The following is a 26,260-nucleotide window of genomic DNA, read 5'->3' as shown; positions in this document are numbered from 1 at the left end:
GGCTCGCCGCCCCGCGTGTCCCGGTGTCCGCCCCCCGCACCCCCCCCCCGGCGGCCCGCCCCCGGGGGGGGGGAGGCGGCCGTCCGGTCGTTCACCGGCAGGGTCTCAGCCCGCCGCGCGGCGGTACTTGCGCACCGACAGCCAGGAGAACAGCGCCATGATGACCAGCGACCAGCCGATCGACACCAGCACGGCGTGCTGCATCGGCCAGGCGTCGGGCGTCGGGCCGAGCTGGTTGCCGAACAGGCTGCGGCAGGCCTGCACGGTGGCGGAGAACGGGTTCCAGTAGGCGATCGGCTGCAGCCAGCCCGGCATCGAGCTGACCGGCACGAACGCGTTGGAGATGAAGGTCAGCGGGAACAGCCAGATCAGACCGGCCGAGGTGGCCGCCTCGGGGCTGCGCACCGACAGGCCGATCAGCGCGCCGATCCAGGAGAACGCGTAGCCGAGCAGCAGCAGCAGGCCGAACGCGGCGAGCGCCTTCAGGAAGCCGTCGTGGATCCGCCAGCCGACCAGCAGCGCGACCAGGGCGAGCACCACCACGGTGAACGCGGTCTGCACCAGATCGGCGAGGGTGCGGCCGGTGAGCACCGCGGCGCGGGACATCGGCAGCGAGCGGAACCGGTCGACCAGGCCCTTGGTCATGTCCTCCGCGATGCCGGCCGAGGCGCCGGCCACCGCGAAGGTGACGGTCTGGGCGAAGATGCCGGCCATCAGGTACTCGATGTACACCTCGTGGCTGGGCGTGGCGCCGGGGATGGCGATCGCGCCGCCCATCACGTACGAGAACAGCAGCACGAACATCACCGGCTGCATAAGCCCGAAAACCACAATTTCGGGAATTCTGGTCATTCGACGCAAATTCCTCTTCGCGACCACCCAGGAGTCGTGCAGGGTGGCGGCGACGCCCCGGCGGGGGGCGACGGGGACGGGGCCGATCGCCGCGTCCGGCAGTGCGGTGGTCATCTCAGGCGTCCTTCCCGTGGCCGCGACGGCCCTTCTTCGCCGGCTGCTCACCCTCGCCCGCGGCTCCGTCGCCCTCGGCGGACTCGGTGACATGGCCGGTGAGGGAGAGGAAGACGTCGTCGAGGGTGGGGCGGCGCAGGCCGATGTCGTCGATCTCGATGGAACGGGCGTCCAGTTCGCGGATGGCGTCGGCGAGGACCTTGGCGCCGCCGCTGACCGGGACGGTGATCCGGCGGGTGTTCTTCTCCACCGCCGGGTCGCCCTTGGCGAACGGGGTGAGTGCGGCGACCGCCTCGGGGACCAGCTCGGGCCGGTGCACGACGACCTCGATGCGCTCGCCGCCGATCTGGGCCTTCAGCTGATCGGCGGTGCCGCGGGCGATCACCTTGCCGTGGTCGACCACCGCGATGTCGTGGGCGAGGCGGTCGGCCTCCTCCAGGTACTGGGTGGTCAGCAGCAGGGTGGTGCCCTGCTCGACCAGGGTCTCGATGACCTCCCACAGCGCAAGCCGGTTGCGCGGATCGAGGCCGGTGGTGGGCTCGTCGAGGAACATCACCGGCGGGCGGACCACCAGCGCGGCGGCCAGGTCGAGGCGGCGGCGCATGCCGCCGGAGTAGGTCTTGGCGGTGCGGTCCATCGCATCCGCGAGGTTGAACCACTCCAGCAGCTCCACGGCCCGCTTCTTCGCGTCGCGGGCGCTCATCTGGTAGAGCTCGCCGACCATCTGAAGGTTCTCGCGGCCGGTGAGGTACTCGTCCACGGCGGCGTACTGGCCGGACAGGCCGATCAGACTGCGCACCCGGTTGGGGTGCTTGAGGACGTCGACGCCGGCCACGGTGGCCCGGCCGGAGTCGGGTTGGAGCAGCGTGGTCAGCACGCGCACGGTGGTGGTCTTGCCGGCGCCGTTGGGGCCGAGCAGTCCGAGCACGGTGCCTTCGGGGACGTCCAGGCTCACGCCGTCGAGGGCGTGTACGTCACCGAAGGTCTTGACCAGGTTCTCGGCTTCGATGGCTGACGCCATGGTCCTGCCTCATCTCCCTGAGGTCGGAGGTCCTGAGATCGGGGGGTGCGGAGTCGGTGGACGAGTCCGTTTTGGGCGCAGATCACCCACTCTGTTACCTGAGCCCGCCGACGGCAAGCTCGCGATACATCGCAAGATGCTGCCACTCGCGATATATCGCGTCAACTCGCGCAGGTGAGCCAGGCCTCAGTGCCGGGTCTCAGTGCCGGGTCTCAGTGCGAGACCACGTAGCCGTCCTCGCGCAGCTCCCCGATCACCGCCGCGCAGTGCTCCGGGCCCTTGGTCTCCAGGTGCAGGTCCACCTCGACCTCGGTCAGGCCCAGCTGCGGGTCGATCCGCACGTGCGCGACGTCCAGCACGTTGGCGTCCACCCGGGTCAGCACGCCCAGCAGGTCCGCCAGCGCGCCCGGCTTGTCGGTCAGCCGGACCCGTAGCGACAGGTAGCGGCCGGCCGCGGCCAGGCCGTGCCGCAGCACCCGCTGCATCAGTTGCGGGTCGATGTTGCCGCCGGACAGCACCCCCACCACCGGGCCCTCGAACCGGCCCGGCTCGGCCAGCAGCGCGGCGATCGGTGCCGCCCCGGCGGGCTCGACCACCAGCTTGAGCCGCTCCAGGCCGACCAGCAGGGCCCGGGACAGCTCGTCCTCGGAGACCGTCCGCATCCCGTCCGCAAGGGAGTTGATCACCTCGAACGGGATGTCGCCCGGGCGGCCGACCATGATCCCGTCGGCCATGGTGGCGAACCGCTCCAGCGAGACCGGGCGGCCCGCGGCCAGCGACAGCGGGTACGCCGCCGCGGTGGCCGCCTGCACGCCGATCACCCGGACGTCCGGGCGCAGCGCCTTGATCGCGATCGCCACGCCGGCCAGCAGCCCGCCGCCGCCGGTGCCGACCAGCACGGTGCGCACCTCGGGGCACTGTTCCAGGATCTCCAGGCCGACGGTGGCCTGGCCGGTGATCACGTCCCAGTGGTCGAAGGGGTGGATGAAGACCGCGCCGGTGGCGTCGGCGTACTCGCGCGCCGCCTGCAGCGCCTGGTCGACGTTGGCGCCGTGCAGTCGCACCTCGGCGCCGTACTCGCGGGTGGCGGCGACCTTCGGCAGCGGCGCGGCGAGCGGCATGAAGACGGTGGAGCGCACGCCGAGCAGCGCGGCGGCCAGCGCCACGCCCTGCGCGTGGTTGCCGGCGCTGGCGGCGACCACCCCGGCGGCCCGTTCCACCGGCAGCAGGCCGGCGATCCGCAGGTACGCGCCGCGCAGCTTGAACGAGCCGGTGCGCTGAAGGTTCTCGCACTTCAGGTGGACGGGGGTGCCGGCCACCCCGGACAGGTGGCGGCTGCTCTGCATCGGGGTGACCCGGGCCACCCCGGCAAGCATTTTCTGTGCGCCACGGACGTCGTCCAGCGTGATCGGCCAGTTCTGCATGAAGATCAGCGTAGGACGGGACGGTTCCGGTGCCCGCCCGGCGCGCGTACGCTGCTGGGCACGAGTCGCCCGCACCCCCGTGAGTCGCGATGAGCCCTCCACTGCCCGACGTCCCCGACTCCGACTGTCAACTCCCCTACCAGGTCGCGGTGTTCGCCCGACGGATCAGTGCCGCCGGGGAGCTCGACCGGGCCGCGTTCCTGCTGCTGGACCAGCTCGCCGCCGGCGGGCCGGCCAATGTGAAGACGCTGGCGGCCGCGCTGGGTGTGGACTCCTCCACGGTGACCCGGCAGGCCGCGCCGCTGCTGCGCGAACGCCTGCTGGCCCGGGTGCCGTACCCGGCCGACCGGCGGGCGGTGCGGCTCGCCCTGACCCCGCTCGGAGCCGGACGTCTGGCGCAGGTGCGCGAGCAGCGGCAGCGGCTGATCGCCGAGCTGACGGCCGGCTGGACGCCGGACGAGCGGACGGTGTTCTGCGCGCTGCTGGAGCGCTTCAACGCCGGCCTGCGCAATCGGCGTTGACACCCGCACGCTTCGCCGACGGCCCGTGCGACCGGCGTTGAGCACCGCACGCTTCAACGACGGTCCGCGCAAGCGGCGTTGATCACCGAGCGGTTCAACGGCTCCCGCGCAAGCGCCGTTGATCCCGGGCCGGCTCAACGGCGGTCCGCACGGCCGCCGTTGAACCGACCGGGAACGCGTCAGCCGAGCGCCTGCTCCAGGTCGGCCAGCAGGTCGGCGGCGGACTCGATGCCGACCGAGATGCGCACCAGGTCGGCGGGCACCTCCAGCGGGGAGCCGGCCGCGGAGGCGTGGGTCATCCGGCCGGGGTGCTCGATCAGCGACTCGACGCCGCCCAGCGACTCGCCGAGGGTGAACAGCTGCGCGCGGTTGCACACCTCGACGGCGGCCTGCTCGCCACCGGCGACCCGGAACGAGACCATGCCGCCGAACGCCTTCATCTGCTTGGCGGCGATGTCGTGGCCCGGGTGGGTGGGCAGGCCCGGGTACAGCACCTGCGTCACCTTCGGGTGCGCGGAGAGCAGTTCGGCGATCCGGGCGGCGTTGTCGGAGTGCCGGTCCATCCGGACGCCGAGGGTCTTGATGCCGCGCAGCACCAGCCAGGCGTCGAACGGCCCGGCGACGGCGCCCATCGCGTTCTGGTGGTAGGCGACCTCCTCGGCGAGGCCGGCGTCGGCGACCACCAGGGCGCCGCCGACCACGTCGGAGTGGCCGCCCATGTACTTGGTGGTGGAGTGCACGACGACGTCCGCGCCGAGCGACAGCGGCTGCTGCAGGTAGGGGCTGGCGAAGGTGTTGTCGACGATCAGCAGGGCGCCGGCGGCGTGCGCGATCTCGGCGACAGCGGTCAGGTCGGTGATGCCGAGCAGCGGGTTGGAGGGGGTCTCCACCCACACCGCGCGGGTGTTGGGGCGGATCGCCTCGCGCACCTTCTCGGGGTGGTGGGTGTCGGCGACGGAGAAATCGACGCCCCAGCGGGTCAGCACCTTGGCGAACAGCCGGAAGGTGCCGCCGTAGGCGTCGTTGGGGATGACGATGTGGTCGCCGGGCTTGAGGACGGTCCGCAGCAGGGTGTCCTCGGCGGCCAGGCCGGAGGCGAAGGCAAGGCCGCGGGAGCCGCCCTCGATCGCGGCCAGGCACTCCTCCAGGGCGGTGCGGGTGGGGTTCGCGGAGCGGCTGTACTCGTAGCCCTCGCGCAGTCCGCCGACGCCGTCCTGCTTGTAAGTGGACACCTGGTAGATCGGCGTCACGACTGCCCCGGTCCGGGGGTCCGCTTCCTGGCCCGCGTGGATGGCGAGGGTTTCGAAGCCGTGGGAAAGCTGGTGCTCGGTCATGCGGTCGAGCCTAGTGCGGCGGACGGATCACCGGAGGGGGTTGGGCCGCTCCGCCGTGGCGGCGCGTCAGGTGGCCGCGGGCTCGCCGCAATCGCGTCGCGAAAGGTCAGGTCGTACCGCTACGATCTGCCAGCCGCACACATGATCGACACTTGGGGGCGCGGAATGTCCACCGAGCGCACCGGCATGCGCACATCCACCCGGGCCCTGCTGGCAGTCGCACTGCTCGCCGGGTTCTACCTGCTGGCGGCGGCCATCGTGGCCGTCCTGGTCTGGCTGAACGTCGAACTGGTCGTCAACACGGGCTTCCACGCCGCCATGGTGAAGCTCTGGCTGCTCAGCATCGCCATCGCCTACCCGGTGCTGCGGGTGGTGTTCCTGACCCGCCGCAAGCGCGACGACAGCCACGAGGGCCTGCCGCTGACCCGCGAGGAGCAGCCCGAGCTGTGGGCCCGGGTGGACCGGATCGCCGAGGCCACCGGCGTGCGCGGCCCGGCCGAGATCCGCCTGGTGCCGCAGGTCAACGCCGGTGTGTACGAGGAGACCAAGCTGCTCGGCCTGATACCGGGCCGCCGCCACCTGGTGATCGGCGCCCCGCTGCTGATCGGCCTGACCGAGGCCGAGCTGGACTCGGTGCTCGCCCACGAGTTCGGCCACTACGCCAACAACGACGTCCGCCTGGCGGCCGTCACGGTGGCCGGCCGCACCGCCATCGGCCACACCGTCGCCACCCTGCACCACCACGCCGACCAGCACGTCGCCGAGCGGGCCGCCGAGATCGCCGAGGACAACGCCAAGCGCGAGGCCCGCGGCCGCCGGGCCAGCGGCAAGGACGCCGGCAACGGCGGCGCCGAGCGCTACCTCGCCATGCTGTTCACCCAGTACGCCAAGCTGTACTTCCGGGTCTCCGAGTCGATCAGCCGCAGCCAGGAGTACGCCGCCGACCGGCACGCCGCCCGGATCGCCGGCCGCGACGCCACCGCCTCCGCGCTGAGCCGCATCCCCGTGCTGGACGCCGCGCAGAGCTTCTACCTGAACAGCTACGCCACCATGGGCGTCGGCGCCGGAATGCTCCCGCTGCCCGGCCAGTTCTTCGGCGGCCTGGGCCGCCTGCTGGCCGACCCCGAGCGCCGCGAGGAGCTCGCCGAGATGGGCATGGAGCTCCCCGACGAGCAGGCCGACCCGTACGACTCGCACCCGCCGATCAAGCAGCGGGTCGCCGCCGTCCAGGCCCTGCCGGACACCCCGGGGCTGCCCGGCCTCGGCGAGGACCGGCCCGCGCTCGACCTGCTGCGCGACCCGCAGCAGCGGCTGACCGAGCTGGAGACGCTGGCGCTGATCCCGGAGGCCCTGGCGATGCGCCGCCTGGACTGGCCCGAGCTGGTGCACGAGGCGATGTACGCGTACGCCCGCGAGAACGCCCAGCCGGTGCTGCGCGCCCTCACCGACAGCGGCCTGCCCGGCACCGCCGAGGCGATGCTGGACGCGCTGGACGCCGGGCGCGCGGCGGAGCTCGCCGGGCGGCTGCCGCAGAGCGAGGAGTCCGCGCAGGCCACCGGCCGGGCCGCCCGCGAGTTCCACCGGCCGCTGCTGCGCAACGCGCTGCGGTCGCTGACCGTGCTCGCCCTGGCCTCGCAGAAGGCGGCCCGCTGGGAGCTGTCCTGGAGCCGCCCGGCCGCCCTGGTACTGCCCGGCGACGCCGAGGACCGGCTGCCCGGGGCGCTGGACGCCGCGGTCGCCGACGTGCCCGACACCGCCCCGCTGCGCGCCCTGCTGGCCGAGCTGACCGACCGGTCCTGACGCCCCCGCCCCCTGGAGTTGAACCGCCCGATGGCCGTCCTGATCGTCCTCCTTCCGCTGCTCCTGATCGCCGGCATCAAGCTGGCCACCTGGCTGATGCAGCGCCGCGTCGCCACCCTGAACGCCCGCACCGAGGCCGCCCAGGCCACCATCGCCCGCTACGAGGAGGCGAACCGTCCGACCATCTACCCGGCCGACCACGGCCTGGTTCCCAAGGCCGAGCTGATCGAGGACCCGGGCCTGACCGGCCCGGACCTGGACGCCGCGCTGGCCGCGCTCCGGGGCGGCGTCTGGCGCCCGGCCGCCGACCTGCTCGCCGCCGCGGCGGGCGACCACGACCGGCGCCGGGGCCTGATGCGCCGCTTCGCGGAGCCGGCCGCCGAGGACGACGCCTGGCTGCTGGCCTGGCGCGCCGAGCAGCCGGACAACGCGGACGCCGCGATCCTCGCCCAGGACGCGCTGATCGTCCTGGCCTGGAACGTGCGCACCAGCCGGCGCGCCCACCAGGTCACCGCGGAGCGCTGGGCCGCCTTCCGCAAGGTGCTGGCCGACGCCGAGGCGGCCGCCGCCGAGGCCGTCCGGCTCGCCGACCCGGCCGACCCGCTGCCGTTCGTCGCGCAGATCCCGCTGGCGATGGGCCAGAGCTGGGACAACGAGCGCTTCCGGGCCCTGTGGCAGGAGATCGTCTCCCGCGACCCGCACAACTTCTCCGCCCACACCGGCGCCCTGCAGTACTGGTGCGCCAAGTGGAAGGGCAGCCACGAGCAGATGCACGCTTTCGTGGACGCCGCGATCGCCACCGCCCCGAAGGGCAGCCTGCTGTCCGCGCTCAAGCTGGAGGCGTACTTCGAGCACTTCGAGGGCAACGAGGAGCCGTACGCCGCCCCCGAGGTGCAGGCCGCGGTGGCCGCGGTGATCGCCGACCTGGAACTGGCCGACCCCGACGACCGCCACCGCAGCTACGCGCACGGCTGGCTGGTCTGGGTGCTGGCCCAGGCCGGCCGCCCCGCCGACGCGATGCCGCACCTGCGGGCGCTCGGCCCGATCGTCCCCGAGCCGTGGACGTACTGGGCGAACCCGATCGACCGGTTCGTCTCCCGGCGCATCGACATCGTGCTGGCGGCCACCGCGAACTGACCGCCGTGCCTGGCGCGATCCACGCCGGGTACCGAGGATGGGAGACGTCAGCCGTGCCCCCGTCGCCGAGCCCGGCGGCGGGGGCACGGGGCGTTGTCGGCCGGAGGTGAGCAGTGATGGCCGGGTTGGTGCGGATGAATCTGGACTCCCCCGAGGAGGTCCGCCCGTTCGAAGGCGGCAAGGGACAGGTGGCGCTGGTGAATCTGAAGGCCGGCGGGGTCGGCCGGGGCGTGTTCGAGCCGGGCTGGCAGTGGTCGAAGCACGTGAAACCGATCGCCGGCACCGACAGCTGCCAGGCCTCGCACGCCGGTTACGTCATCTCGGGCCGGATGCGGATCGAGATGGACGACGGCCAGGCCGAGGAGTTCGGCGCGGGCGATGTGATGATCTGCCCGCCCGGCCACGACGCCTGGGTGCTGGGCGACGTGCCCTGCGTGGTCCTCGACTGGCAGGGTTTCACCGACTATGCGAAGCGCACCTGAGGGTCGTTCAGCCGGCCCGCCGCACCTCGTGCATGAAGCAGCCGAACTCGACGGCCCGCACGTGCACCACGGCGATCTCCGGGTCGGCCAGCAACTCGGCGGCCAGCTTGGGTAGTTCGTCCGGCTCGCCGACCCGGCCTTCGAGGATCCGCCCGTCCGGGGAGTAGGCCCGCAGCACCCGCTGCCCGCCGTGGAAGCCGTCCGGCCAGCCGCCCGCGAAGCCCTCGCACGGGTCGGCGTGCACGAACACCGGCCCGGTCTCCAGGTACGCGCCCGGGTCGCAGCCCGTCTCCTCGGCCCAGCGGCGCAGCGGCGCGTACGACAGCAGCACGATCCGGTCGCCGGGGCGGGCCCGGGTGAGGCAGCACCGCAGCGGCGAGCCGCCGTCCTCGGTGACGGTGACGGGGTGACAGCGCCCGCTGTCGTCGAGCCGGCGCAGTTCGGCGAGCGTCTGCGCGGGGACGGCCCGCACATCGATGGTGTTCATGGGCCCAGCCTGCGCCCACCGGACGCCCCGGTCCGGCGGGTTCCGGACGTCGCGTTTCGCGCCAGGGCGGGACGGCGACGGCCCGCCGCAGCCAGAGCTGCGACGGGCCGTCGGACCGGCGGGAGTTGACTGGTGGTCAGCCCTTGATGGCGTCCGCGAAGTCCTTGATGTCCTGGAACGACAGGCCGGCCTCGTTCAGGTTCTTGGCCTTGTCGTGGTCGATGCCGGCGGCGGCCAGCTCGGCGTACTGGGCGTCGGTCAGCGGGGTGGCCGGGCCGTCCGAGGTGGAGCCGCTGTCCTTGTCGCCGTCGGCGGTGGCCATGGCCATGAAGACGTCCTGAAGCTTGGCCAGGTCGAGTTCGGTGGCGCCGGTGGGGGCGGCGACGGCCGGCGCGTCGGCGTTGAAGCCGAGCCGCAGCGGGAAGTGCGCCGACGCGTCGGGCTTGTCGGCGAACTGCATCAGGTCGAAGGTGACGGCCTGCGCCTTGCCGTTCTTGATCATCACGTCGGCGGTGATCTTGCGGTCCGGGATGTCCTCGAAGTCACTGCTCGGCAGCGACGGGAGGGCGGACGAACCTTCGGCGAGCTTCTCGAACGCCTTCATCAGGCCCTCGACCACCGGACGCGCCTGGGCGGAGACCTGGATGACGTCGGCGTCGCCGGACTTGCCCTTCTCCTCCACGCTGATGTTCTTGGAGATCACGGCCTTCGCCGTCTTGATGAAGCGCTTCCGCTCCGCCGGGTCCATGCCGGGCATCGCGTCGAACGGCGAGCCCGCCTCGGCACCCGTGCCGGCGCCGGTGCCCTTCGTCTTCTTGATCTCCTCCTGCATCTTCTTCAGGTCCAGGGAGACCCACTTGCCGTCCACCACGTCCTTGATCGGACCGGCTCCGGCGGGCAGCGCGGCGACGAACTCGTCGACCTGCTTGGTGTCCTCGCCGCCGAGCTCGGCGATGCCGCGGACGTCCGCCTTCAGGTACATCCGCTCGCCGATCTGGCGGATGTCCGCGTAGGTCTTGCCGGACTTCTTGGTGCTCAGCGAGTAGGCGAGCGCCACACCGTTGAGGTCGTACGAGTCGTTCACGGTGTCGGAACCGCTGAACTTGAACGCCTCGGTGTCCTTGAGCGGCTTGTCGGCGCTGATCGACACGTTCAGCACCAGGTCGGACAGCAGGTCCGCGTTCTTCTGCTCGATCGGGTCGTCAACTGCCTTGCCGAAGGCGACGAACTGCTCCGGGGTGGCGTCGAAGGAGAGCTGGAAGCTCATCGACTTGGCGTCGCCGAGCTTGTTGAACGCCCCGGAGAGCTTCTCACCGGCGGTCAGCTGCTTGGCGGCGCCGCAGGCGGTGACGCCGCCGGCGATCAGGACGGCTCCGGTGGTGACGGCTATACCGGCGCGGACGGACCGGCGAATGGCGGTGTTGATGGCTGAACTCCTGTGCCTGAAGGCGGAACTCGGGCCCGATCGGCCCTGCCGCGGAGGCAAGCTCAACACATCGACATGCCCCCCCGCATGCGAATATTTTTACCATTCGTTTAGGACACGCTCACGGCACCCCCATGTCGCCGTGAGACAGCGCCCCGCCCGACCGGGCGTCAGAGTGCGCTGCCGGCCTTCCAGTCCGCCCAGGACATGTTCCAGCCGTTCAGCCCGTTCGACGGATTCACCGTGCGGTCACCGGAGTTGACCACCTCGACCACGTCGCCCACCATCGAGCTCGCGAAGAACCGGGCGCCGCTGGTGTTCGGGTTGTTGCCGCCCTGCACGTCCTGCAACGCGATGCAGCCGTGGCTGGTGTTGGCGTTGCCGAACTGGGACGCCGCCGACCAGTAGTTGCCGTGGATGAAGGTGCCGGAGGTGGTGAGCCGCTGCGCGTGCGGCACGTCCGGGATGTCGTACTCGCTGCCGAGGCCGACGGTGGCGGAGTTCATCCGGGTCTGCTGGAAGCGCTCGGAGATCACCATCCTGCCGCCCCAGGTGCGGTGGTCGGGCGAGCCGCCGATCACCGGGTAGGTGGCGGTGACCTTGCCGTCCGTGGTGACGGTGAGGGTGCCGGCCTTCAGGTCGGCGACCGAGAGCTGGCTGCGGCCGACCGTGAAGGTGACGTTCTTGGACTGGGTGCCGTAGACGCCCTTGGCGCCGGCCACGTCCTTCAGCCGCAGCTTCAGGGTGACGGTGGTGCCCTTGGCCCAGTACTCCCGGGGGCGGAACTCCAGCCGGGTCGAGTCGTACCAGTGGCCGACGATCTCCACCGGCGGGTCGGAGACCACGGTGATCGCCTCCTGGACGGCCTTGCGGTCGGTGATCGCCTTGTTGAAGTTGATCGACACCGGCATGCCGACGCCGACCGTGGAGCCGTCCTCGGGGGTGAAGTAGCCGACGAAGGTGTTGGCCGGGGAGGCGGTGGAGAAACTCGCGTTGGCGTCCGCGGGGCGCTTGTCCTTGTCCTCGGCGGCAGCGGCGACGGTGTACGTGCTGCCACTGGCGAGCGTCGCGGTGGAGGTCCAGCTGGCGCCGTCGGCGGCCAGCTGCCCGGCTATCTGCTTGCCCGTGCCGTCGGTGACGGTGACCGAGGTGAGCGTGCCGCCCTGCACGGTGACGGTGACCGGCGCGGTGAACGGAGCGGCGGTCGCGCCGTCGGCCGGGGTGATGGTGATCTGCGCGACCGAGGCCTTCGGGCTGACCGACGGGCTCTCGCCACCCGCGCTCGCAGCGCCGGCCGGAGTGGAGGACTTGCCGCCGCCGCCCTGGCACGCGGCCAGCAGCAGCACGGGGGCGCCGAGCAGCCCGGCGAGCACGCCGCGCCGGCTCCAGCTGCCGCCGAGCGGCCCGTCCTGCTTCTCGGCTGCGGTCACGTCCACGCTCCTCGGTCCCGGATCACTCAAGATCACTCAAAAATGTGCAGATCATTCGAGAGTACTCAAGTGCCCCGAAGAACGGACAAAAAGGCCCGGTCCGGGGCTGTCCGGACCGGGCCTGAGCGCGAGAGCGCCGGGACTCACTGCACCTCGTACTCGTCCCAGCCCTCGTCGTCCGGGTCGTAGTCGGTGGTGGCGGACTCCCAGGTGGCGGAGGCGAGCTCCACGCCGGGAACGTCGCCGAGCAGCGCCACCGGGTCGACGAAGTGGGCGAGCGAACCCGTCGGGTCCACCTCGATCGCCTCGACAGCCTGGGCGCGCTCCTCGTCGTCCAGGTACTCGTCGTCGGCGACCTGGGTCAGGGCGGCGGCCTTCAGGGCCCGCTCGTCGGTGATCTCGGCGATCAGCTCGATGCTGAGGCGAACGTAGCGGGGAGCGTCCTGCTCGGGCAGGTCAGTGCTGGTCATGACACCGAGCGTAGGGGGTCGCACGGCCCATTCGGAAACGGCCCTCGTGGCCCCGGACGCGGCGAGGGCCGGCCCGGGCAACCGCCCAGGACCGGCCCTGCCGCCTCCGCGCGCACTCCCCCACCCGGGAGTGCGCGGAAGCCGCGCCGTACGGCGCGTGACTCGCCACGGGAGCCGTCACACCCTGCACCTGCCAGGGGCGGGACGACGGCGGTCCCGCGGACCGGGCCCGGCGGCCGGGTCAGGCCGACCGTCGGAACCCCTGGTGGTGACCGCGGAGGCCGGAGAGCCGCTCCCGCCCCCCGCCGTCACCGTTTTCCCGGCTTTTTCTTGCCGTGTCCACCACCATGCCCGAGCCGTGTTAACCGGATGATGCGCGCTTGTGACGTCCACGTACCGGGCGGGGCAGGGCCCCTGAGGGAGTGTCAGTGGCCGGCCCGGGCGGTGAGGAAGGCCAGCAGGTCCTGGCGGGTGACGATGCCCTGCGGCTTGCCTTCCACCAGCACCACCACCGCGTCGGCCTTCTCCAGCACCGTCATCAGGTTGGTCACCGACTCGCCGGAGCCGACCACCGGCAGCGGCTTGGACATCGCGTTGTCCAGCGTGTCGGTCAGCTCGATCCGCCCGTTGAACAGGCCGTCCAGCAGCTCGCGCTCGACCACCGAACCGATCACCTCGCCGGCCATGACATCCGGGTGCCCGGCCCCCGGCGAGACCACCGGCATCTGCGAGACACCGAAGTCGCGCAGCACCCGCACCGCCTCGGCAACCGTCTCGCCCGGGTGCATGTGCACGAACTGCGGGATGCCCTCGTGCTCCAGCGCGTCCTTGCGGGCCAGCACCTCGCCGATGTGCGCCTCGTCGGTGGCGGTCGGCAGGAAGCCGTAGTCGGCCATCCAGTCGTCGTTGAAGATCTTCGACAGGTAACCGCGGCCGCCGTCCGGCAGCAGCACCACCACGACGTCGTCCGGCCCCAGCTCGCGGGCCACCTCCAGCGCGGCCACCACGGCCATGCCGCAGGAACCGCCGACCAGCAGGCCCTCCTCCTTGGCCAGGCGGCGGGTCATCTGGAACGAGTCCTTGTCCGAGACCGCGACGATCCGGTCCGCGACCTCGCGGTCGTAGGCGGTCGGCCAGAAGTCCTCGCCAACACCCTCCACCAGGTACGGGCGGCCGGTGCCGCCCGAGTACACCGAACCCTCCGGGTCCGCGCCGACCACCTGGACCTTCCCGCCGGACGCCTCCTTCAGGTACCGGCCGGTGCCGGAGATGGTGCCGCCGGTGCCCACGCCCGCCACGAAGTGGGTGATCCTGCCGTCCGTCTGCTCCCACAGCTCCGGGCCGGTGGAGTAGTAGTGCGACGCCGGGTTCTCCGGGTTCGAGTACTGGTCCGGCTTCCAGGCGTTCGGGGTCTCACGGACCAGCCGGTCCGAGACGTTGTAGTACGAGTCCGGGTGCTCCGGCGCGACCGCGGTCGGGCAGACCACGACCTCGGCGCCGTACGCCCGCAGCGTGTTGATCTTGTCCGTGGACACCTTGTCCGGGCACACGAAAATGCACTTGTAGCCCTTCTGCTGGGCCACGATCGCCAGCCCCACGCCGGTGTTTCCGCTGGTGGGCTCGACGATGGTGCCACCCGGCTTGAGTGCGCCGGAGGCTTCGGCCGCCTCGATCATCCGCATCGCGATCCGGTCCTTCACCGAACCACCGGGATTGAAGTACTCGACCTTCGCCAGCACGGTGGCGCTGATGCCCTCGGTGACCTTGTTGAGCTTCACCAACGGGGTGTCGCCGACCAGCTCGATGATCGAATTGTGGTACCGCACGGGGGTCCTCCCGGTAAATGGCAGCCCTGATTGCCGAAACCCCCAGCCTAGGGCCCGACTTCCCCCCACCGCGCCCAACCACCCCATGTCCCACCGGACTCCCACCCCACCAGGGCCTCCGCCACCCATCGCCTCCGGCAGGAACTTCACCGCGCTCCAAGTCGCACCGCACCCACCCCGGGCCCTCGGCCGGCGCCTGGCGACGCCCGCCCCACCAGGAACCCTGACCCGCCCCACCCATCCCAGCCCCGAGGTCGCGGCGGTGGGCCTTGAAGCACCGCGCGCCTGTCCCCTCACCGCCCACCCACCGCCCCCGGCGGAGCATCACCGCACTCAACGTCGCACCGCCTGCCCACCCCGGGCCCTCAGCCGCCGGGCGACGCCCGCCCCCGGCGACGGCCCCACCGCTCACCAACCCACCCGCCCCCCACCAGAAACCCTGACCCGCCCCACACCCGCGCCACCCCCGGCGGCTCCCCTCCCCCGGGCCAGGCCGAGACCTTCGCCGCACTCGAAACCGCCCCCACCCCGGGCCCGGGGGGTCGCGCCGGCGGGCGTGCGCGCCGTGCGCCTGCGGCGCCCTCGGCCGGGGCTCCGGGTGGGTGGTTGGTCGGGGTGGGCGGGTACAGGGGTGGGGTGGGCGGGTACGAGTGTGGGTGAAAGGGAGAGGGGGTGGCCGGATGGCCGGCTCGCAGGCGTCGAGGGTGCGGGTGGCACGGCGGATCGCCACCGCGGCAGCGTATGGCGGTGGTGGGCTGGGGCTGCTCGGGGTGGGGCTGGCGGGGGTGCTGCTGACCGAGAGCCGGCTGGCGATCCGGGCGATCGGGATCCTGGGCGGCGATCCGCCGCGCGCGGACGGCCTGCACGGCGAGGCGTTCGCCGATCCGGTGGATCCGCGTCCGCCGTTGGTGATGGCGTTCCTGGGCGATTCGACGGCCGCGGGCCTGGGTGTGCAGCGCGCGCAGGAGACGCCGGGCGCGCTGCTCTCCTCGGGGCTGGCGTCCGTCGCCGAGCGCCGGGTGCGGCTGGTGAACGTGGCGAAGTCGGGGGCCCGCTCGGGCGATCTCGCGGGGCAGGTGGAGCGGGCGCTGCCGCACAGCCCGGACATCGCGGTGCTGATGATCGGCGCCAATGACGTGACCAGGCACGCCCCGGCCGCCCGCAGTGTGCGGGAGCTGGGCGAGGCCGTGGGCCGGCTGGTCACGGCGGGCTGCGAGGTGGTGGTGGGCACCTGCCCGGATCTGGGCACCATCAAGCCGGTGCGGCCGCCGCTGCGCTGGGTGGCGCGCCGGTTGAGTCGGCAGCTCGCGGCGGCGCAGACCATCGCGGTGGTGGAGGCCGGCGGCCGGACGGTCTCGCTGGGGTCGCTGCTGGGCCCGGAGTTCGCGACCCGTCCGGAGCTGTTCGCCGCGGACCGCTACCACCCGTCCGCGCAGGGGTACGCGACGGCGTCGATGGCGTTGCTGCCCTCGGTGTGCGCGGCGCTCGACCTGTGGCCGCAGGACACGCCGTCGGCGGTGGGCGGTCCGCTGGAGCCGCAGGCGGTGCTGCCGGTGGCGGTGGCGGCCGCGGCGGCGGCGGGGCGGTCGGGCACGGAGGTGACGGCGGCGGGTCCGTCGAACGGCACCTGGCGGTGGGCGACGCTCAAGCAGCGATTCCGGCTGGCACTCCCCGGCGGCGACCCGAGCGACCCGGACGAGCCGGGCGACCCGGCGGACCAGGGGGACCAGGGGCCGGAGGCGGTCGCGGACGGCGGGCCGCTGCGGGCGATCGCGTCGGCCAACTCACATCCGGAGGCGGATGACGCCGGAGCTACCAAGCGGTAACTTTCCCCGGGAGATCCACCGGATCGCATCCCGAGGTCACTCAGCGAGGAGCCCGCCATGCCCGAAGCCGTCATCGTCAGCGCCGCCCGTTCGCCGATCGGCCGGGCCTTCAAGGGTTCGCTGAAGGACGTCCGCCCGGACGACCTGACCGCGCAGATCATCGGTGCCGCGCTGGCCAAGGTCCCGCAGCTGGACCCGCGCCAGATCGACGACCTGATGCTGGGCTGCGGCCTGCCGGGCGGCGAGCAGGGCCACAACCTGGCCCGGATCGTGGCCGTGCAGATGGGCATGGACTACCTGCCGGGCGCCACCATCACCCGCTACTGCTCGTCCTCGCTGCAGACCACGCGGATGGCGCTGCACGCGATCAAGGCCGGCGAGGGCGACATCTTCATCTCCGCCGGCGTGGAGACCGTCTCGCGGTCGATCAACGGCACCTCGGACGGCATGCCGGGCACCACGAACCCGCTGTTCGACGAGGCGCAGGCGCGCACCAAGCACCGCGCGGAGACCGGCGGCGGGGAGTGGCACGACCCGCGCGAGGACGGCCTGCTGCCGGACGCGTACATCGCGATGGGCCAGACCGCGGAGAACCTGGCCGCGCTGAAGGGCATCACCCGGGCCGAGCAGGACGAGTTCGGCGTCCGTTCGCAGAACCTGGCCGAGGCCGCGATCAAGGCGGGCTTCTGGCAGCGCGAGATCACCCCGGTGACGCTCCCGGACGGCACCGTGGTGAGCGCGGACGACGGCCCGCGCGCGGGCGTGACGCTGGAGGGCGTGTCCGGTCTGAAGCCGGTGTTCCGCCCGGACGGCACCGTGACGGCCGGTAACTGCTGCCCGCTGAACGACGGTGCGGCCGCGCTGGTGATCATGTCGGACACCAAGGCGCGCGAGCTGGGCATCACCCCGCTGGCCCGGGTGGTCTCCACCGGCGTCTCGGCGCTGTCGCCGGAGATCATGGGCTACGGCCCGGTGGAGGCGTCCAAGCAGGCGCTGAAGCGGGCCGGTCTGTCGATCGGCGACATCGACCTGGTGGAGATCAACGAGGCGTTCGCCGCGCAGGTCATCCCGTCCTACCGGGACCTGGGCATCGACCTGGACCGGCTGAACGTCAACGGCGGCGCGATCGCGGTGGGCCACCCGTTCGGCATGACCGGCGCGCGGATCACCACCACGCTGATCAACTCCCTCCAGTGGCACGACAAGCAGTTCGGCCTGGAGACCATGTGCGTGGGTGGCGGCCAGGGCATGGCGATGGTCATCGAGCGGCTGAGCTGACCGCCGCGGTGACGCCGTGACGGATGTCTCACCCGTCCGGAGTCACCGTAGGTAATTGAGGGCCGGATCACACCTCAGGTGCGATCCGGCCCGATTTTTTGCCTTCCGGGACCGAAATTGCGACGCACCGGATTGGATCAACTCCGCTGCGTGGAACGGTATTACCCAACAATTTAAGGACAAGTCGGAAAGTCACTGGCAAATCGGACATCAGCCTCTGCAGTAACGGGCGCGAATACGGCAGTGTGGAGCCGTAACCCCGTTCCGCTCCTCGTTGGGAGTACGTTCCGTGAGCGTCGTCTACACCTCCCTGCTGCTGGCTCTGATCGCCCTGACCGCCGCCGTCCTGCTCCACCTCCGCGCGTTGGGGCGGAAGTTGGACGCCGCGCAGCCCACCGCGCAGCCTGCCCCGCAGCTCGACGAGGCGCTGATACGCCGCGCCGTCACCGAGGCGCTCGCCGCCGACCGGGAGCGGGAGATCACCGAGGCCCGCGCGTTCTGGGCCGAGCAGGAGGCGCGCGCTGCCGAGGACGCGCCGCTGTTCGAGACCCCGTTCACGGCTGCCGGCGAGGACTGGCCGATCTTCTTCCCGCGCCCGACCGGACCGCAGGAGGCCGCCGACAACCAGGGGGTGATGGACCCGGAGTTCGGCGAGGCGCTGCGCCACGCGCTGGAGGACCTGGCCAAGGACGGCGCCGCGGACGGCGGTTCGGCGGACGGCGGCATCCGGGGCGGCGGTTTCCCGGCCCCGGCCGACAACAGCGACGTGAAGGCCCGCCGCGAGGCCGACCTGCTGGCCACCGGCCTGGAGTCCGGGCTGCTGGACGCCGAGAGCGAGCCCGCCGCCGCGCCCGACCCGCGCCGGCACCCCTCGCACCCGGACTTCGTGCCCAGCCCCACCCCGTCCCGGGAGTGGACCGACGACCGGCTCACCGCGCTCGCCGACGAGAAGATCGCCCTCACCGACGTGCGCCCGGGCCCGCTCGGCACGCTGGACGTGTACGCGTTCGCCGACGGCACCACGCTGTGCGTGGCCCCCGGCGACCGGGAGGCGGCGTACCGGCTGATCGACGCCGTCCGGGCCGGGGAGGACGTCCGGCTGTTGGGCGGCTCCCGGTTCTCCGGCTCGTACTCGCTGACCTTCGCCACCGACGGCGACACCGTCTACGTACTCGCCGACCGGGTGGTCGCCTCCATCTGAACCGGGCGACCAGGGGCGTCGATCCGCGCGGCAAGGGGTTGCCCGGGCGGAGCGGCGCCCCTTCGGCGTTTTCCGACCGCCCGTCAGACGGTCAGCCGGTCGGTGTCCTCGACCTCGGCGAGCGCGGCGGCCAGCGCCTCGGGGTGTTCGGCGGCCGCGGCGGCCAGGTCGTGGCCGGTGACGGCGAGTTGGTCGCCGACCGCGAACGCCCCGCAGTCGGGGACGGGCAGCGGCGGCAGGCCCTCCAGCGTGCGGGCGGCGTCGGCCAGCCTGCCGGCCAGGGCGAGCACCGCGGCGGCCCGCGAGGGGTGGCCGGGGACGGCGCCCAGCAGGCGGCTCTGCGGCATCGCCCGGAAGCGGTCGGCCAGCCGCTCCACGGCGGCGGTCAACTGGGCGGGGGTGACGGGGTGGTGCTCGGACATGGCCCCGAGGGTAGCCAAGCCGGGGCCGGACGGAACGCGGCGGGCCCCGGAGGAATCCTCCGGGGCCCGCCGCGTCGTCAGCCGTGCGATCAGTCGTCGCCGCGCAGGATGGCGATCAGGCGCAGCATCTCCAGGTAGATCCACACCAGCGACAGCGTCAGGCCGAAGGCGGCCCGCCAGGCCTCCCGCTCGGGGGCGCCGTACCGGACGCCCTCCTCGACCTCGTGGAAGTCGAGGGTCAGGAAGAACGCGCCGAGCGCGATGCCGACCAGGCCGACCACGATGCCGAGCGGGCCGGAACGGAAGCCGAAGTCGGCGCCGAGCATGGTGGCGATGACGTTGACGAACATCAGGATCACGAAGCCGATCGCGATCGAGATGCCGATCCGGGTGTACCGGGGGGTGACCCGGATCTTGCCGCTCTTGTAGGCGATCAGGGTGGCCGCGAACACCGCGGCGGTGCCCAGCACGGCCTGGATGGCGATGCCCTGCAGCAGGGTGTTGAGGGCCTTGCTGATCGCGCCGAGGAAGAAGCCCTCCAGGCCGGCGTAGGTCAGGATCAGCGCCGGGTTGACGCTCTGCTTGAAGCTGATCACCAGGCCGATGATCGCCGCGGCGAACGCGGCGACGCCGGCCAGCGCGTAGTTCTCGACCGGAACCACGAACCAGGCCACCGCGCCGGCGGCGACCAGCATGAGCAGCGTCATCGCGGTGCGGGCGACCACGTCGTCCAGCGTCATCCGGCCGGTCTCGGCCGGACCCGCGGCGGGGGCGCCGTACATCTCGGCGAGCTGCTGGTCGGTCAGCGACTGACCGCCGGGCTGCGCGTAGACGTTGTTGGCGTACGGGTTGCCGTACGCCTGGTGCCCGGTCGGCTGCGTGCCGAACCCCGCGTACTGGTTGTCGCGGGTGAAGGACCCCTCCCGCGAGAAGACCGGGTTTCTGCTTCTCATCACATTCCCTCCGGGGTGGCACAGCACCACCCATACAGAGCATAAGGGTAATGGTTTGGCAAAGTATTCCGCGTCAGCCGTGAGGAGGATCCCGTGTCGGCTGCGCGGGGGGCCCTTGAGAGGGCAGGGTGGGGGACGCAACTGACACGCGATCAGAAAGGCGGCCCCCGGATGGCCGAGGAACTGTACGCCACCCTGAAGACCAACAAGGGCGACATCGTGATCCGGCTGCTGCCGAACCACGCCCCCAAGACGGTGAAGAACTTCGTCGAGTTGGCCACGGGCGAGCGCCAGTGGATCGACCCGAAGACCGGGCAGCCCAGCAACGCGCCGCTGTACGACGGCACGATCTTCCACCGGGTCATCGAAGGCTTCATGATCCAGGGCGGTGACCCGCTGGGCAACGGCACCGGCGGCCCGGGCTACAAGTTCGCCGACGAGTTCCACCCGGACCTGGCGTTCACCAAGCCGTACCTGCTGGCGATGGCCAACGCGGGCCCGGGCACCAACGGTTCGCAGTTCTTCGTCACGGTCGGCCCGACCACCTGGCTGACCGGCAAGCACACCATCTTCGGCGAGGTCGCGGACGAGGCGAGCCAGAAGGTGGTGGACGCGATCGCCACCACCGAGACCAACCCGCGCAACGACCGCCCGGTGCAGGACGTGGTGATCGAGAAGGTCGTGATCGAGACCCGCTGACCCGGGCCGCCACGACAGACACCGCGCCGCCCGCCCCCGGTTGTTCCGGGGACGGGCGGCGCGGTGTTTCGCCGACCGGACGTCAGTCGGTCTTGATGCTGGCGAGGATGTCCATCCGGGAGGCCCGGCGGGCCGGCCAGAGGGCGGCGACGATACCGACCACCGCGGCCAGGCCGAGGAAGATCACCACGCTGCCGTAGGGGACCGCGGTGGTCAGCCCGTTCAGGTCGGCGGCGAGCACCCGGACGGCAGCCCAGGCCAGGAAGCAGCCGAGCCCCACGCCGATCAGGCCACCGAAGAGCGAGATCACCACCGACTCGACGCGGACCATCCGCTTGATGCCGCGCCGGTCCAGGCCGATCGCCCGCAGCATGCCGATCTCACGCTTGCGCTCGAACACCGACATGGCCAGCGTGTTGATCACACCGAGGACCGCGACCAGCACCGCCATGCCGAGCAGGCCGTACATGATGTTCAGCATCGTCGTGATGATCCGGCTGAACTCCTCGACCTTGTCCTTCTCGGTGAGCACCTCGATCACCGGGTTGCTGCCGGTGGCCTCCTTGACGGACTGCTTGAGCCCGGCGGTCGCGCCGTCCTTGCCCTTGACCAGGATCTCGGTGATGAAGGAGTCGGAGTCGTACTGATCGATCAGCGCGTTGGACGCGATGACGGTCGACAGGGCGTCGTTGCGCTCGAACACGCCGCCGACGGTGAGGTCCAGCGTCTTGCCCTCGGTCACCTCGACCTTGACGGTGGAGCCCGGGGTGAGGTTGTGCTTCCCGGCGAAGTCGTCGTTGACCAGGAGCTGGCCCTGCTTCAGCGCACCGGTCGAGCCGGACGTCAGGTGCACCGTCACCAACTGGTCGAAGGCGGCGGCGTCGAAGCCCTCGATCGCCTTGCTGTCCCCGTCGACCGTCCACATCACGTTGCCGACCGGGCTGGCCGCGGCCACCCCGTTCGCCTTGGCGACCAGCGGCGCCAGGTCGTGCGACAGCGAGTGGCGGTTGGCCATCGAGATCGTGTAGTCGGCCTTCATCGAGCCGCTGACCAGCCGGGTGACCGTGCTGGTGACCGAGTTGCCGATCACCGTGATCGCCGTGACCAGGGTCAGGCCGATGGTCAGCGCGGCCGCGGTGCTGGCGGTGCGGCGCGGGTTGCGGACGGCGTTGCGCCGGGCCAGCTTGCCGGGGGTGCCGAACACCTTGCCCAGCAGCGGGCCGACCAGGGCGACCACCGGCCGCGACAGCAGCGGCAGCAGGACGAACACGCCGATCAGGGTGAGCGGGGCGCCGAGCTCCAGATAGACCCGGCCGCCGCTGCCCTTGGAGAACGCGCCGAGCAGGATCAGGGCGATGCCGCCGCCGGCCACCAGCGTGCCGATCGAGTTGCGGATCACCATGCCGCGCTGGGTGCTGGGCATGTCACCGCTGCTCATCGCCGCCACCGGGGGGATCCGGGAGGCGCGGATCGCGGGGATCAGCGCGGACAGCACCGTCACCACGATGCCGGTCACCAGGGTGCCGATCACGGTGGCCGGGGCGATCACCAGCGAACCGGTGGGCATGCCCTCGTTCATGCCGGCCAGCAGGGACTGCATGCCGGCGCCGATGCCGATGCCGAGCAGCAGACCGGCCACGGAGGCGATCACACCGATCAGCAGCGCCTCGACCAGCACCGAGTTGGTGACCTGACGGCGGCTGGCGCCGACCGCGCGCAGCAGCGCCAGTTCCTTCAGGCGCTGCGCGATCAGCATGGTGAAGGTGTTGACGATGATGAAGATGCCGACGAACAGCGAGATGCCGGCGAACACCAGCAGCATGCTCTTCATGCCGGTGACCGACTGCTCCACCTGCTTGGCCTGCTCGTCCTTGAGCTGCTGGCCGGTGTCCAGGACGAAGATGTCGCCGGGCAGCTTGGCCTTGGCCGCGTCCAGCAGCGCGCTCTCCGCGACGCCGGACTTGGCGGTCAGCGCGATCGAGCTGTAGTGGCCGGGCTCCAGCAGTCGCTGCTGGGCGGTGGCGGTGTCCATCAGCACGAGCGAGCCGCCGGAGGTGACCTGCGGGTCGTCGGAGGTGAACACGCCGGTGAGCGTGGTGTCCTCGGCGGCGCCGTTGCCGGCCACCCGGACCTTGTCGCCGACCTTGTAGCCGGCCTTGTCGGCGGCCTGCTTGTTCAGCGCGATCTCGCCGGCCGCCTTCGGGCCGCGGCCCTCCGCCATCGGGTAGCGCGGGTCCTGGCCGGAGGCGTCCGGGGAGAAGTTGGAGCCCTGGGCGCTCCACGCCTCGCCGATCAGGTTGCCCTTCTTGTCGGCGACGGCGGTGAAGCCGCTGACCATGCCGCGGGCCCGCTCGACGCCCGGCAGGGCGGCGAGGTCCTTCACGGTGGCGTCGGTCAGCGCGTCGTGCTTCTTCTGCTCGGACTCCTTGGGGCCCTGGCTGGTGCTGCGGGCCCACCTGTCGGAGACCAGCACCGAGACGTCGGAGTAGCTCTTGGAGTAGCTGTTGCGGACGGCCTGGCCCATGGTGTCCGAGAACACCAGGGTGCCGGCCACGAAGGCGGTGCCCAGCATGACGGCGAGTGCCGTCATCAGCAGTCGGCCCTTGTGGGCCAGCACATTGCGCAGTGCGGTGCGATACATGGGGTCAGTCCTGGGGTGGTGTGGTCGGTCGGCTGCTGAGAGGCCGTCAGCTGGTGCGGCCCTTGGCGTCGAAACGACGCATCCGGTCGAGGACCGAGTCGGCGGTGGGGTTGGTCAGCTCGTCGACGATCCGGCCGTCGGCGAGGAACACCACGCGGTCCGCGTAGGAGGCGGCCACCGGGTCGTGCGTCACCATCACCACGGTCTGGCCGAGTTCGCGCACCGAGTTGCGCAGGAAGGAGAGGATCTCGGCGCCGGAGCGGGAGTCCAGGTTGCCGGTGGGCTCGTCGGCGAAGATGATCTCCGGCTTGGAGGCCAGCGCGCGGGCACACGCGACGCGCTGCTGCTGGCCGCCGGACAGCTGGGCCGGGCGGTGCGAGAGGCGGCCGGACAGGCCGACCGTCTCCACCACGCGGTCCAGCCAGGCCTTGTCGACCTTGCGGCCGGCGATGTCCATCGGCAGCGTGATGTTCTCCAGCGCGGTCAGCGTCGGCAGCAGGTTGAACGCCTGGAAGACGAAGCCGATCTTGTCGCGGCGCAGCTTGGTCAGCTGCTTGTCCTTCAGCCCGACCAGTTCGGTGTCGCCGATGGTCGCCGAACCGGAGCTGACGGTGTCCAGCCCGGCCATGCAGTGCATCAGGGTGGACTTGCCGGAGCCGGACGGGCCCATGATCGCGGTGAATTCGCCCTGGCCGAAGGAGACCGAGACGTTGTCGAGCGCGACGACGCGGGTGTCGCCTTCGCCGTAGACCTTGTTGAGACCGGTGGCGCGGGCCGCCGCCAGACCGGTGTGGGCTGCGTACGCGGTCGAGGTGCTCACGAAGGGGACTCCTGTCGGGGAGGTGCTGGCTCGTCACTGGCTGGCGGCCGGGACGTGCCTGCGACCGCTATCCCATCCTCTCCTCGATGATCATGGAATTCGTCGCTCCGCCGAACGGTTGCCGCCCCGCCCCGAGATGTACGACCACCGCCGCGCTCTCCTCCTTCGGTATGACCCGCACCCCGAGGAAGAGGTGGTGGCCGAGAACCGCCGGACGGTGGCCGAAATGACAGACGCTTCGTCAGATCGCATGGAAGCATGACAACTTCCGTCCCAAGAAATATGCGAAACCCTCGCCCGGCCGACTAGGCTCAGTAACCGAGTTCACGCGCTCCCAGGCCCAGATGGTGGAACGCAGACACGGGCAGCTTAAAACTGCCTGGCCGGAAGGTCGTGCCGGTTCGAGTCCGGCTCTGGGCACCAGCATGCCCACCTGTCGTGACCTGCGGTAATGGCCCGGTCACGGCCGATGCGCCGACCCGCCCTTGCGGATGTAGTGGGTCAGGGTGTCGTGGTTGCCCAGCCAGCGCAGGGTCAGGGGGCAGCGGGCGGCGGGGTACCAGTGCGCGGCGAGTTCGGCGAAGAAGGCGTCGTCGGCGCAGAGGCCGCCGGGGCGGTCGCCGAGGTAGAGCAGGTGGTCGCCGCGGTAGGCGCGCAGGGCGTCGGCGGCCATCGGGTCGCGGTGCGGGGGCCAGATCAGGGCGAGGGCCCGGTCGGGGTGGGCGGCGGCGTCCTCGGCGGCCTGCCCGGGGCGGACGTCGGTCCAGCGGAAACGGTCGGTCCAGCCGTTGAGTTCGGTGCGGGCCTCGGCGTCGGTGGCCAGCACGTCGAGGCCGCGGGCGCGCAGCCGCGCGGCCCAGTAGCCGCTGCCGGCGCCGACTTCCAGCAGGCCGCGGCCGGCCAGCCGGTCGGCGGTCCAGTCGAGGGCGGTGCGGGTGACGGGCGCCCAGCTGTAGATCCGGGACAGTTCCTGTCGGCGTGGCAGCGGCGGTCCGGCGTCCGCCGGGAGGTGGTCGAACACCTCGACGACGGTGCCGTGCGGGCCCTCGCGGCGCAGTGCCGGGTACCAGAGCAGCGGCACCATCTGCGGGTTGTGGACGGCGAATTCGACGTCCGGTGCGGGCAGCAGCTCGGCGAGCTGGCGGAACGGCCGACCCCAGCCGGGGTGGTGGAGCTCGCCGCGCTCGGCCCAGAGCCGGATCAGGCGCTCGGCGGTCTGCGCGACCAGGCTCGCCGCCGGGTCGTCGGCTGCTGCCCGCACGGTGGGATCAGAGCCCCATGTGGTCGGTGACCGTGAGCGCCATGTGGTCGGGCGTGACCAGCGCCATGTGGTCGGTGACCGAGAGCGCCATGTGGTCGGGCGTCACGATCTCGCCGGCGGCCCGGTCGGCGGGGCGCTCGGCGGCGGTGGCGGTGGCGGCGGTGCCCACGACGGCCGCGGCGGCCAGCGCGGTGGTGGCGGCGGCGATCAGGGCGGTTTGACGAAGGGTCAGTTCCATTGCGGCTCCCCCAGGTTGAGCGTCGGTGATGATCGACATGCTAGGCGGCCGGATTCGCGTGATCAATCCACTTCCCGAGAGGGTATGAACACTTCGTTCAACGAATCCCGTTGACGCCGCATCGTTCACCAGAGCATGCTGACCACATGACCGACACCCCGCAGCAACAGCCCGCCGACCCGTTCTCCCCGCCGGACCCGGAGGCCGCCCGGGCGCAGCGCGTCTACGCCTCGCTGTTCCGGATCGCCGAGCGCCACGCCGCCACCGACGAGCAGCGCCGCCGCCAGACCAACCCGGCGATGCCCGCCCCGCACGAGGCGGTCCGGCTGGTGGCCTTCCTGCTCAGCGGCGCCGCCCTCGCCGAGGAGGGCGAGCCCGAGGTGGACCGCGCCGACCTGACCGCCGCACTGACCCTGCTCCCCCTGGTCCGCGCCGAACTCGACGAACTGGAAGCCGGGTTGCTCACCATGGCCCGCGGCCGCGGCATGACCTGGCAGGAGATCGCCTTCGGCCTCGGCCTCGGCACCCCCCAGGCCGCCCGCCAGCGCCACGAGCGCCTGAGCGACCGCACCGCCCCCGCCGACCAGGACTGACGGC

General features: G+C 71.8%; 24 protein-coding genes and 1 tRNA gene. 10 read left to right on the top strand and 15 right to left on the bottom strand.

The window, feature by feature from the left end; genetic code table 11:
- Nucleotides 1-105 precede the first annotated feature (105 nt).
- The 3 genes from ACFV18_RS06275 to ilvA form a co-directional block, all read right to left on the bottom strand.
- Nucleotides 106-966, bottom strand: coding sequence for an ABC transporter permease (locus ACFV18_RS06275; protein WP_380479832.1), 861 nt, complete (start codon nucleotides 964-966; stop codon nucleotides 106-108).
- A 1-nt stretch (nucleotide 967) separates the two neighbouring features.
- Nucleotides 968-1,987 (bottom strand): ATP-binding cassette domain-containing protein, encoded by a 1,020-nt coding sequence (locus ACFV18_RS06270; RefSeq protein WP_380479830.1) that lies wholly within the window; start codon nucleotides 1,985-1,987, stop codon nucleotides 968-970.
- A 212-nt stretch (nucleotides 1,988-2,199) separates the two neighbouring features.
- Entirely contained in the window at nucleotides 2,200-3,411 is a 1,212-nt protein-coding gene (gene ilvA, locus ACFV18_RS06265) for a threonine ammonia-lyase (RefSeq protein ID WP_380479828.1), read from the bottom strand.
- A gap of 89 nt (nucleotides 3,412-3,500) precedes the next feature.
- Between ilvA and ACFV18_RS06260 the strand changes: the two genes are divergently transcribed.
- Nucleotides 3,501-3,932, top strand: coding sequence for a MarR family winged helix-turn-helix transcriptional regulator (locus ACFV18_RS06260; RefSeq protein WP_380479827.1), 432 nt, complete (start codon nucleotides 3,501-3,503; stop codon nucleotides 3,930-3,932).
- Between the two features lie 179 nt (nucleotides 3,933-4,111).
- On the opposite strand, the gene ACFV18_RS06255 is transcribed toward ACFV18_RS06260, so the two are convergent.
- Complete coding sequence (locus ACFV18_RS06255; protein ID WP_380479825.1) at nucleotides 4,112-5,266, bottom strand: cystathionine gamma-synthase; 1,155 nt, start codon at nucleotides 5,264-5,266, stop codon at nucleotides 4,112-4,114.
- A gap of 165 nt (nucleotides 5,267-5,431) precedes the next feature.
- On the opposite strand from ACFV18_RS06255, the gene ACFV18_RS06250 reads away from it, so the two are divergent.
- The 3 genes from ACFV18_RS06250 to ACFV18_RS06240 all read left to right on the top strand — a co-directional run bounded on the left by ACFV18_RS06250 (nucleotide 5,432) and on the right by ACFV18_RS06240 (nucleotide 8,685).
- Nucleotides 5,432-7,066, top strand: a complete 1,635-nt coding sequence (locus ACFV18_RS06250) for a M48 family metalloprotease (protein WP_380479823.1) — start codon at nucleotides 5,432-5,434, stop codon at nucleotides 7,064-7,066.
- 30 nt (nucleotides 7,067-7,096) lie between these two features.
- Nucleotides 7,097-8,203, top strand: coding sequence for a hypothetical protein (locus tag ACFV18_RS06245; RefSeq protein WP_380479821.1), 1,107 nt, complete (start codon nucleotides 7,097-7,099; stop codon nucleotides 8,201-8,203).
- 116 nt (nucleotides 8,204-8,319) lie between these two features.
- The gene (locus ACFV18_RS06240; RefSeq protein ID WP_380479820.1) at nucleotides 8,320-8,685 is read left to right on the top strand and encodes a cupin domain-containing protein; all 366 of its coding nucleotides are present in this window, start codon (nucleotides 8,320-8,322) and stop codon (nucleotides 8,683-8,685) included.
- A gap of 7 nt (nucleotides 8,686-8,692) precedes the next feature.
- Here ACFV18_RS06240 and ACFV18_RS06235 read toward each other — a convergent pair whose 3' ends face one another.
- The 5 genes from ACFV18_RS06235 to ACFV18_RS06215 all read right to left on the bottom strand — a co-directional run bounded on the left by ACFV18_RS06235 (nucleotide 8,693) and on the right by ACFV18_RS06215 (nucleotide 14,324).
- The gene (locus ACFV18_RS06235) at nucleotides 8,693-9,172 is read right to left on the bottom strand and encodes a DUF1203 domain-containing protein (RefSeq protein WP_380479818.1); all 480 of its coding nucleotides are present in this window, start codon (nucleotides 9,170-9,172) and stop codon (nucleotides 8,693-8,695) included.
- A 136-nt stretch (nucleotides 9,173-9,308) separates the two neighbouring features.
- The gene (locus ACFV18_RS06230; RefSeq protein ID WP_380479816.1) at nucleotides 9,309-10,658 is read right to left on the bottom strand and encodes a hypothetical protein; all 1,350 of its coding nucleotides are present in this window, start codon (nucleotides 10,656-10,658) and stop codon (nucleotides 9,309-9,311) included.
- Nucleotides 10,659-10,768: 110 nt separating this feature from the next.
- The gene (locus ACFV18_RS06225) at nucleotides 10,769-12,034 is read right to left on the bottom strand and encodes an Ig-like domain-containing protein (RefSeq protein ID WP_380479814.1); all 1,266 of its coding nucleotides are present in this window, start codon (nucleotides 12,032-12,034) and stop codon (nucleotides 10,769-10,771) included.
- Between the two features lie 137 nt (nucleotides 12,035-12,171).
- Complete coding sequence (locus tag ACFV18_RS06220; protein WP_380479812.1) at nucleotides 12,172-12,498, bottom strand: hypothetical protein; 327 nt, start codon at nucleotides 12,496-12,498, stop codon at nucleotides 12,172-12,174.
- Nucleotides 12,499-12,923: 425 nt separating this feature from the next.
- A complete protein-coding gene (locus ACFV18_RS06215) occupies nucleotides 12,924-14,324 on the bottom strand; it encodes a cystathionine beta-synthase (protein ID WP_380479810.1) in 1,401 nt (466 codons plus the stop codon).
- A gap of 680 nt (nucleotides 14,325-15,004) precedes the next feature.
- Here ACFV18_RS06215 and ACFV18_RS06210 point away from each other — a divergent pair.
- The 3 genes from ACFV18_RS06210 to ACFV18_RS06200 all read left to right on the top strand — a co-directional run bounded on the left by ACFV18_RS06210 (nucleotide 15,005) and on the right by ACFV18_RS06200 (nucleotide 18,629).
- Complete coding sequence (locus ACFV18_RS06210) at nucleotides 15,005-16,150, top strand: SGNH/GDSL hydrolase family protein (protein WP_380479808.1); 1,146 nt, start codon at nucleotides 15,005-15,007, stop codon at nucleotides 16,148-16,150.
- A gap of 57 nt (nucleotides 16,151-16,207) precedes the next feature.
- The gene (locus tag ACFV18_RS06205; protein WP_380479806.1) at nucleotides 16,208-17,428 is read left to right on the top strand and encodes an acetyl-CoA C-acetyltransferase; all 1,221 of its coding nucleotides are present in this window, start codon (nucleotides 16,208-16,210) and stop codon (nucleotides 17,426-17,428) included.
- 289 nt (nucleotides 17,429-17,717) lie between these two features.
- Entirely contained in the window at nucleotides 17,718-18,629 is a 912-nt protein-coding gene (locus tag ACFV18_RS06200; protein ID WP_380479804.1) for a hypothetical protein, read from the top strand.
- 83 nt (nucleotides 18,630-18,712) lie between these two features.
- Here the strand turns inward: ACFV18_RS06200 and ACFV18_RS06195 are convergent, their stop codons facing one another.
- Nucleotides 18,713-19,051 (bottom strand): hypothetical protein, encoded by a 339-nt coding sequence (locus tag ACFV18_RS06195; protein WP_380479802.1) that lies wholly within the window; start codon nucleotides 19,049-19,051, stop codon nucleotides 18,713-18,715.
- Between the two features lie 89 nt (nucleotides 19,052-19,140).
- On the bottom strand, nucleotides 19,141-20,004 hold the full coding sequence (locus ACFV18_RS06190) for a Bax inhibitor-1/YccA family protein (RefSeq protein WP_380479800.1): 864 nt from the start codon (nucleotides 20,002-20,004) through the stop codon (nucleotides 19,141-19,143).
- 171 nt (nucleotides 20,005-20,175) lie between these two features.
- On the opposite strand from ACFV18_RS06190, the gene ACFV18_RS06185 reads away from it, so the two are divergent.
- The gene (locus ACFV18_RS06185; RefSeq protein ID WP_380479798.1) at nucleotides 20,176-20,703 is read left to right on the top strand and encodes a peptidylprolyl isomerase; all 528 of its coding nucleotides are present in this window, start codon (nucleotides 20,176-20,178) and stop codon (nucleotides 20,701-20,703) included.
- 82 nt (nucleotides 20,704-20,785) lie between these two features.
- Here ACFV18_RS06185 and ACFV18_RS06180 read toward each other — a convergent pair whose 3' ends face one another.
- Together ACFV18_RS06180 and ACFV18_RS06175 are read right to left on the bottom strand one after the other, a co-directional pair.
- The gene (locus tag ACFV18_RS06180) at nucleotides 20,786-23,344 is read right to left on the bottom strand and encodes an ABC transporter permease (RefSeq protein ID WP_380479796.1); all 2,559 of its coding nucleotides are present in this window, start codon (nucleotides 23,342-23,344) and stop codon (nucleotides 20,786-20,788) included.
- Nucleotides 23,345-23,390: 46 nt separating this feature from the next.
- Nucleotides 23,391-24,164 carry an ABC transporter ATP-binding protein gene (locus ACFV18_RS06175; protein WP_380479794.1) on the bottom strand — a complete coding sequence of 258 codons (774 nt, stop codon included), beginning with the start codon at nucleotides 24,162-24,164 and terminating at the stop codon, nucleotides 23,391-23,393.
- A 338-nt stretch (nucleotides 24,165-24,502) separates the two neighbouring features.
- Here ACFV18_RS06175 and ACFV18_RS06170 point away from each other — a divergent pair.
- Nucleotides 24,503-24,587, top strand: a tRNA-Leu gene (locus tag ACFV18_RS06170).
- Between the two features lie 37 nt (nucleotides 24,588-24,624).
- On the opposite strand, the gene ACFV18_RS06165 is transcribed toward ACFV18_RS06170, so the two are convergent.
- Together ACFV18_RS06165 and ACFV18_RS06160 are read right to left on the bottom strand one after the other, a co-directional pair.
- The gene (locus ACFV18_RS06165) at nucleotides 24,625-25,425 is read right to left on the bottom strand and encodes a hypothetical protein (RefSeq protein WP_380479792.1); all 801 of its coding nucleotides are present in this window, start codon (nucleotides 25,423-25,425) and stop codon (nucleotides 24,625-24,627) included.
- Between the two features lie 7 nt (nucleotides 25,426-25,432).
- Nucleotides 25,433-25,663, bottom strand: coding sequence for a hypothetical protein (locus ACFV18_RS06160; protein ID WP_380479790.1), 231 nt, complete (start codon nucleotides 25,661-25,663; stop codon nucleotides 25,433-25,435).
- A gap of 146 nt (nucleotides 25,664-25,809) precedes the next feature.
- On the opposite strand from ACFV18_RS06160, the gene ACFV18_RS06155 reads away from it, so the two are divergent.
- Complete coding sequence (locus tag ACFV18_RS06155; RefSeq protein ID WP_380479789.1) at nucleotides 25,810-26,256, top strand: DNA-binding protein; 447 nt, start codon at nucleotides 25,810-25,812, stop codon at nucleotides 26,254-26,256.
- The last annotated feature ends 4 nt before the right edge of the window (nucleotides 26,257-26,260 follow it).

Source organism: Kitasatospora sp. NPDC059673, assembly GCF_042734215.1.
Lineage (GTDB): Bacteria > Actinomycetota > Actinomycetes > Streptomycetales > Streptomycetaceae > Kitasatospora.
The sequence above is the reverse complement of the archived record's forward strand: the minus strand, read 5'-3'. Positions and strand labels throughout refer to the sequence as shown.

Excerpts from the sequence above, each read along its gene's own strand:
- ACFV18_RS06195 (WP_380479802.1), bottom strand. The coding sequence starts at position 19,051 with ATGTCCGAGCACCACCCCGTCACCCCCGCCCAGTTGACCGCCGCCGTG.
- ACFV18_RS06220 (WP_380479812.1), bottom strand. The coding sequence starts at position 12,498 with ATGACCAGCACTGACCTGCCCGAGCAGGACGCTCCCCGCTACGTTCGC.
- ACFV18_RS06260 (WP_380479827.1), top strand. The coding sequence starts at position 3,501 with ATGAGCCCTCCACTGCCCGACGTCCCCGACTCCGACTGTCAACTCCCC.
- ACFV18_RS06155 (WP_380479789.1), top strand. The coding sequence starts at position 25,810 with ATGACCGACACCCCGCAGCAACAGCCCGCCGACCCGTTCTCCCCGCCG.
- ACFV18_RS06255 (WP_380479825.1), bottom strand. The coding sequence starts at position 5,266 with ATGACCGAGCACCAGCTTTCCCACGGCTTCGAAACCCTCGCCATCCAC.
- ACFV18_RS06160 (WP_380479790.1), bottom strand. The coding sequence starts at position 25,663 with ATGGAACTGACCCTTCGTCAAACCGCCCTGATCGCCGCCGCCACCACC.
- ACFV18_RS06180 (WP_380479796.1), bottom strand. The coding sequence starts at position 23,344 with ATGTATCGCACCGCACTGCGCAATGTGCTGGCCCACAAGGGCCGACTG.
- ACFV18_RS06275 (WP_380479832.1), bottom strand. The coding sequence starts at position 966 with ATGACCACCGCACTGCCGGACGCGGCGATCGGCCCCGTCCCCGTCGCC.
- ACFV18_RS06185 (WP_380479798.1), top strand. The coding sequence starts at position 20,176 with ATGGCCGAGGAACTGTACGCCACCCTGAAGACCAACAAGGGCGACATC.
- ACFV18_RS06190 (WP_380479800.1), bottom strand. The coding sequence starts at position 20,004 with ATGAGAAGCAGAAACCCGGTCTTCTCGCGGGAGGGGTCCTTCACCCGC.
- ACFV18_RS06210 (WP_380479808.1), top strand. The coding sequence starts at position 15,005 with ATGGCCGGCTCGCAGGCGTCGAGGGTGCGGGTGGCACGGCGGATCGCC.
- ACFV18_RS06205 (WP_380479806.1), top strand. The coding sequence starts at position 16,208 with ATGCCCGAAGCCGTCATCGTCAGCGCCGCCCGTTCGCCGATCGGCCGG.
- ACFV18_RS06245 (WP_380479821.1), top strand. The coding sequence starts at position 7,097 with ATGGCCGTCCTGATCGTCCTCCTTCCGCTGCTCCTGATCGCCGGCATC.
- ilvA (WP_380479828.1), bottom strand. The coding sequence starts at position 3,411 with ATGCAGAACTGGCCGATCACGCTGGACGACGTCCGTGGCGCACAGAAA.
- ACFV18_RS06270 (WP_380479830.1), bottom strand. The coding sequence starts at position 1,987 with ATGGCGTCAGCCATCGAAGCCGAGAACCTGGTCAAGACCTTCGGTGAC.
- ACFV18_RS06250 (WP_380479823.1), top strand. The coding sequence starts at position 5,432 with ATGTCCACCGAGCGCACCGGCATGCGCACATCCACCCGGGCCCTGCTG.
- ACFV18_RS06240 (WP_380479820.1), top strand. The coding sequence starts at position 8,320 with ATGGCCGGGTTGGTGCGGATGAATCTGGACTCCCCCGAGGAGGTCCGC.
- ACFV18_RS06235 (WP_380479818.1), bottom strand. The coding sequence starts at position 9,172 with ATGAACACCATCGATGTGCGGGCCGTCCCCGCGCAGACGCTCGCCGAA.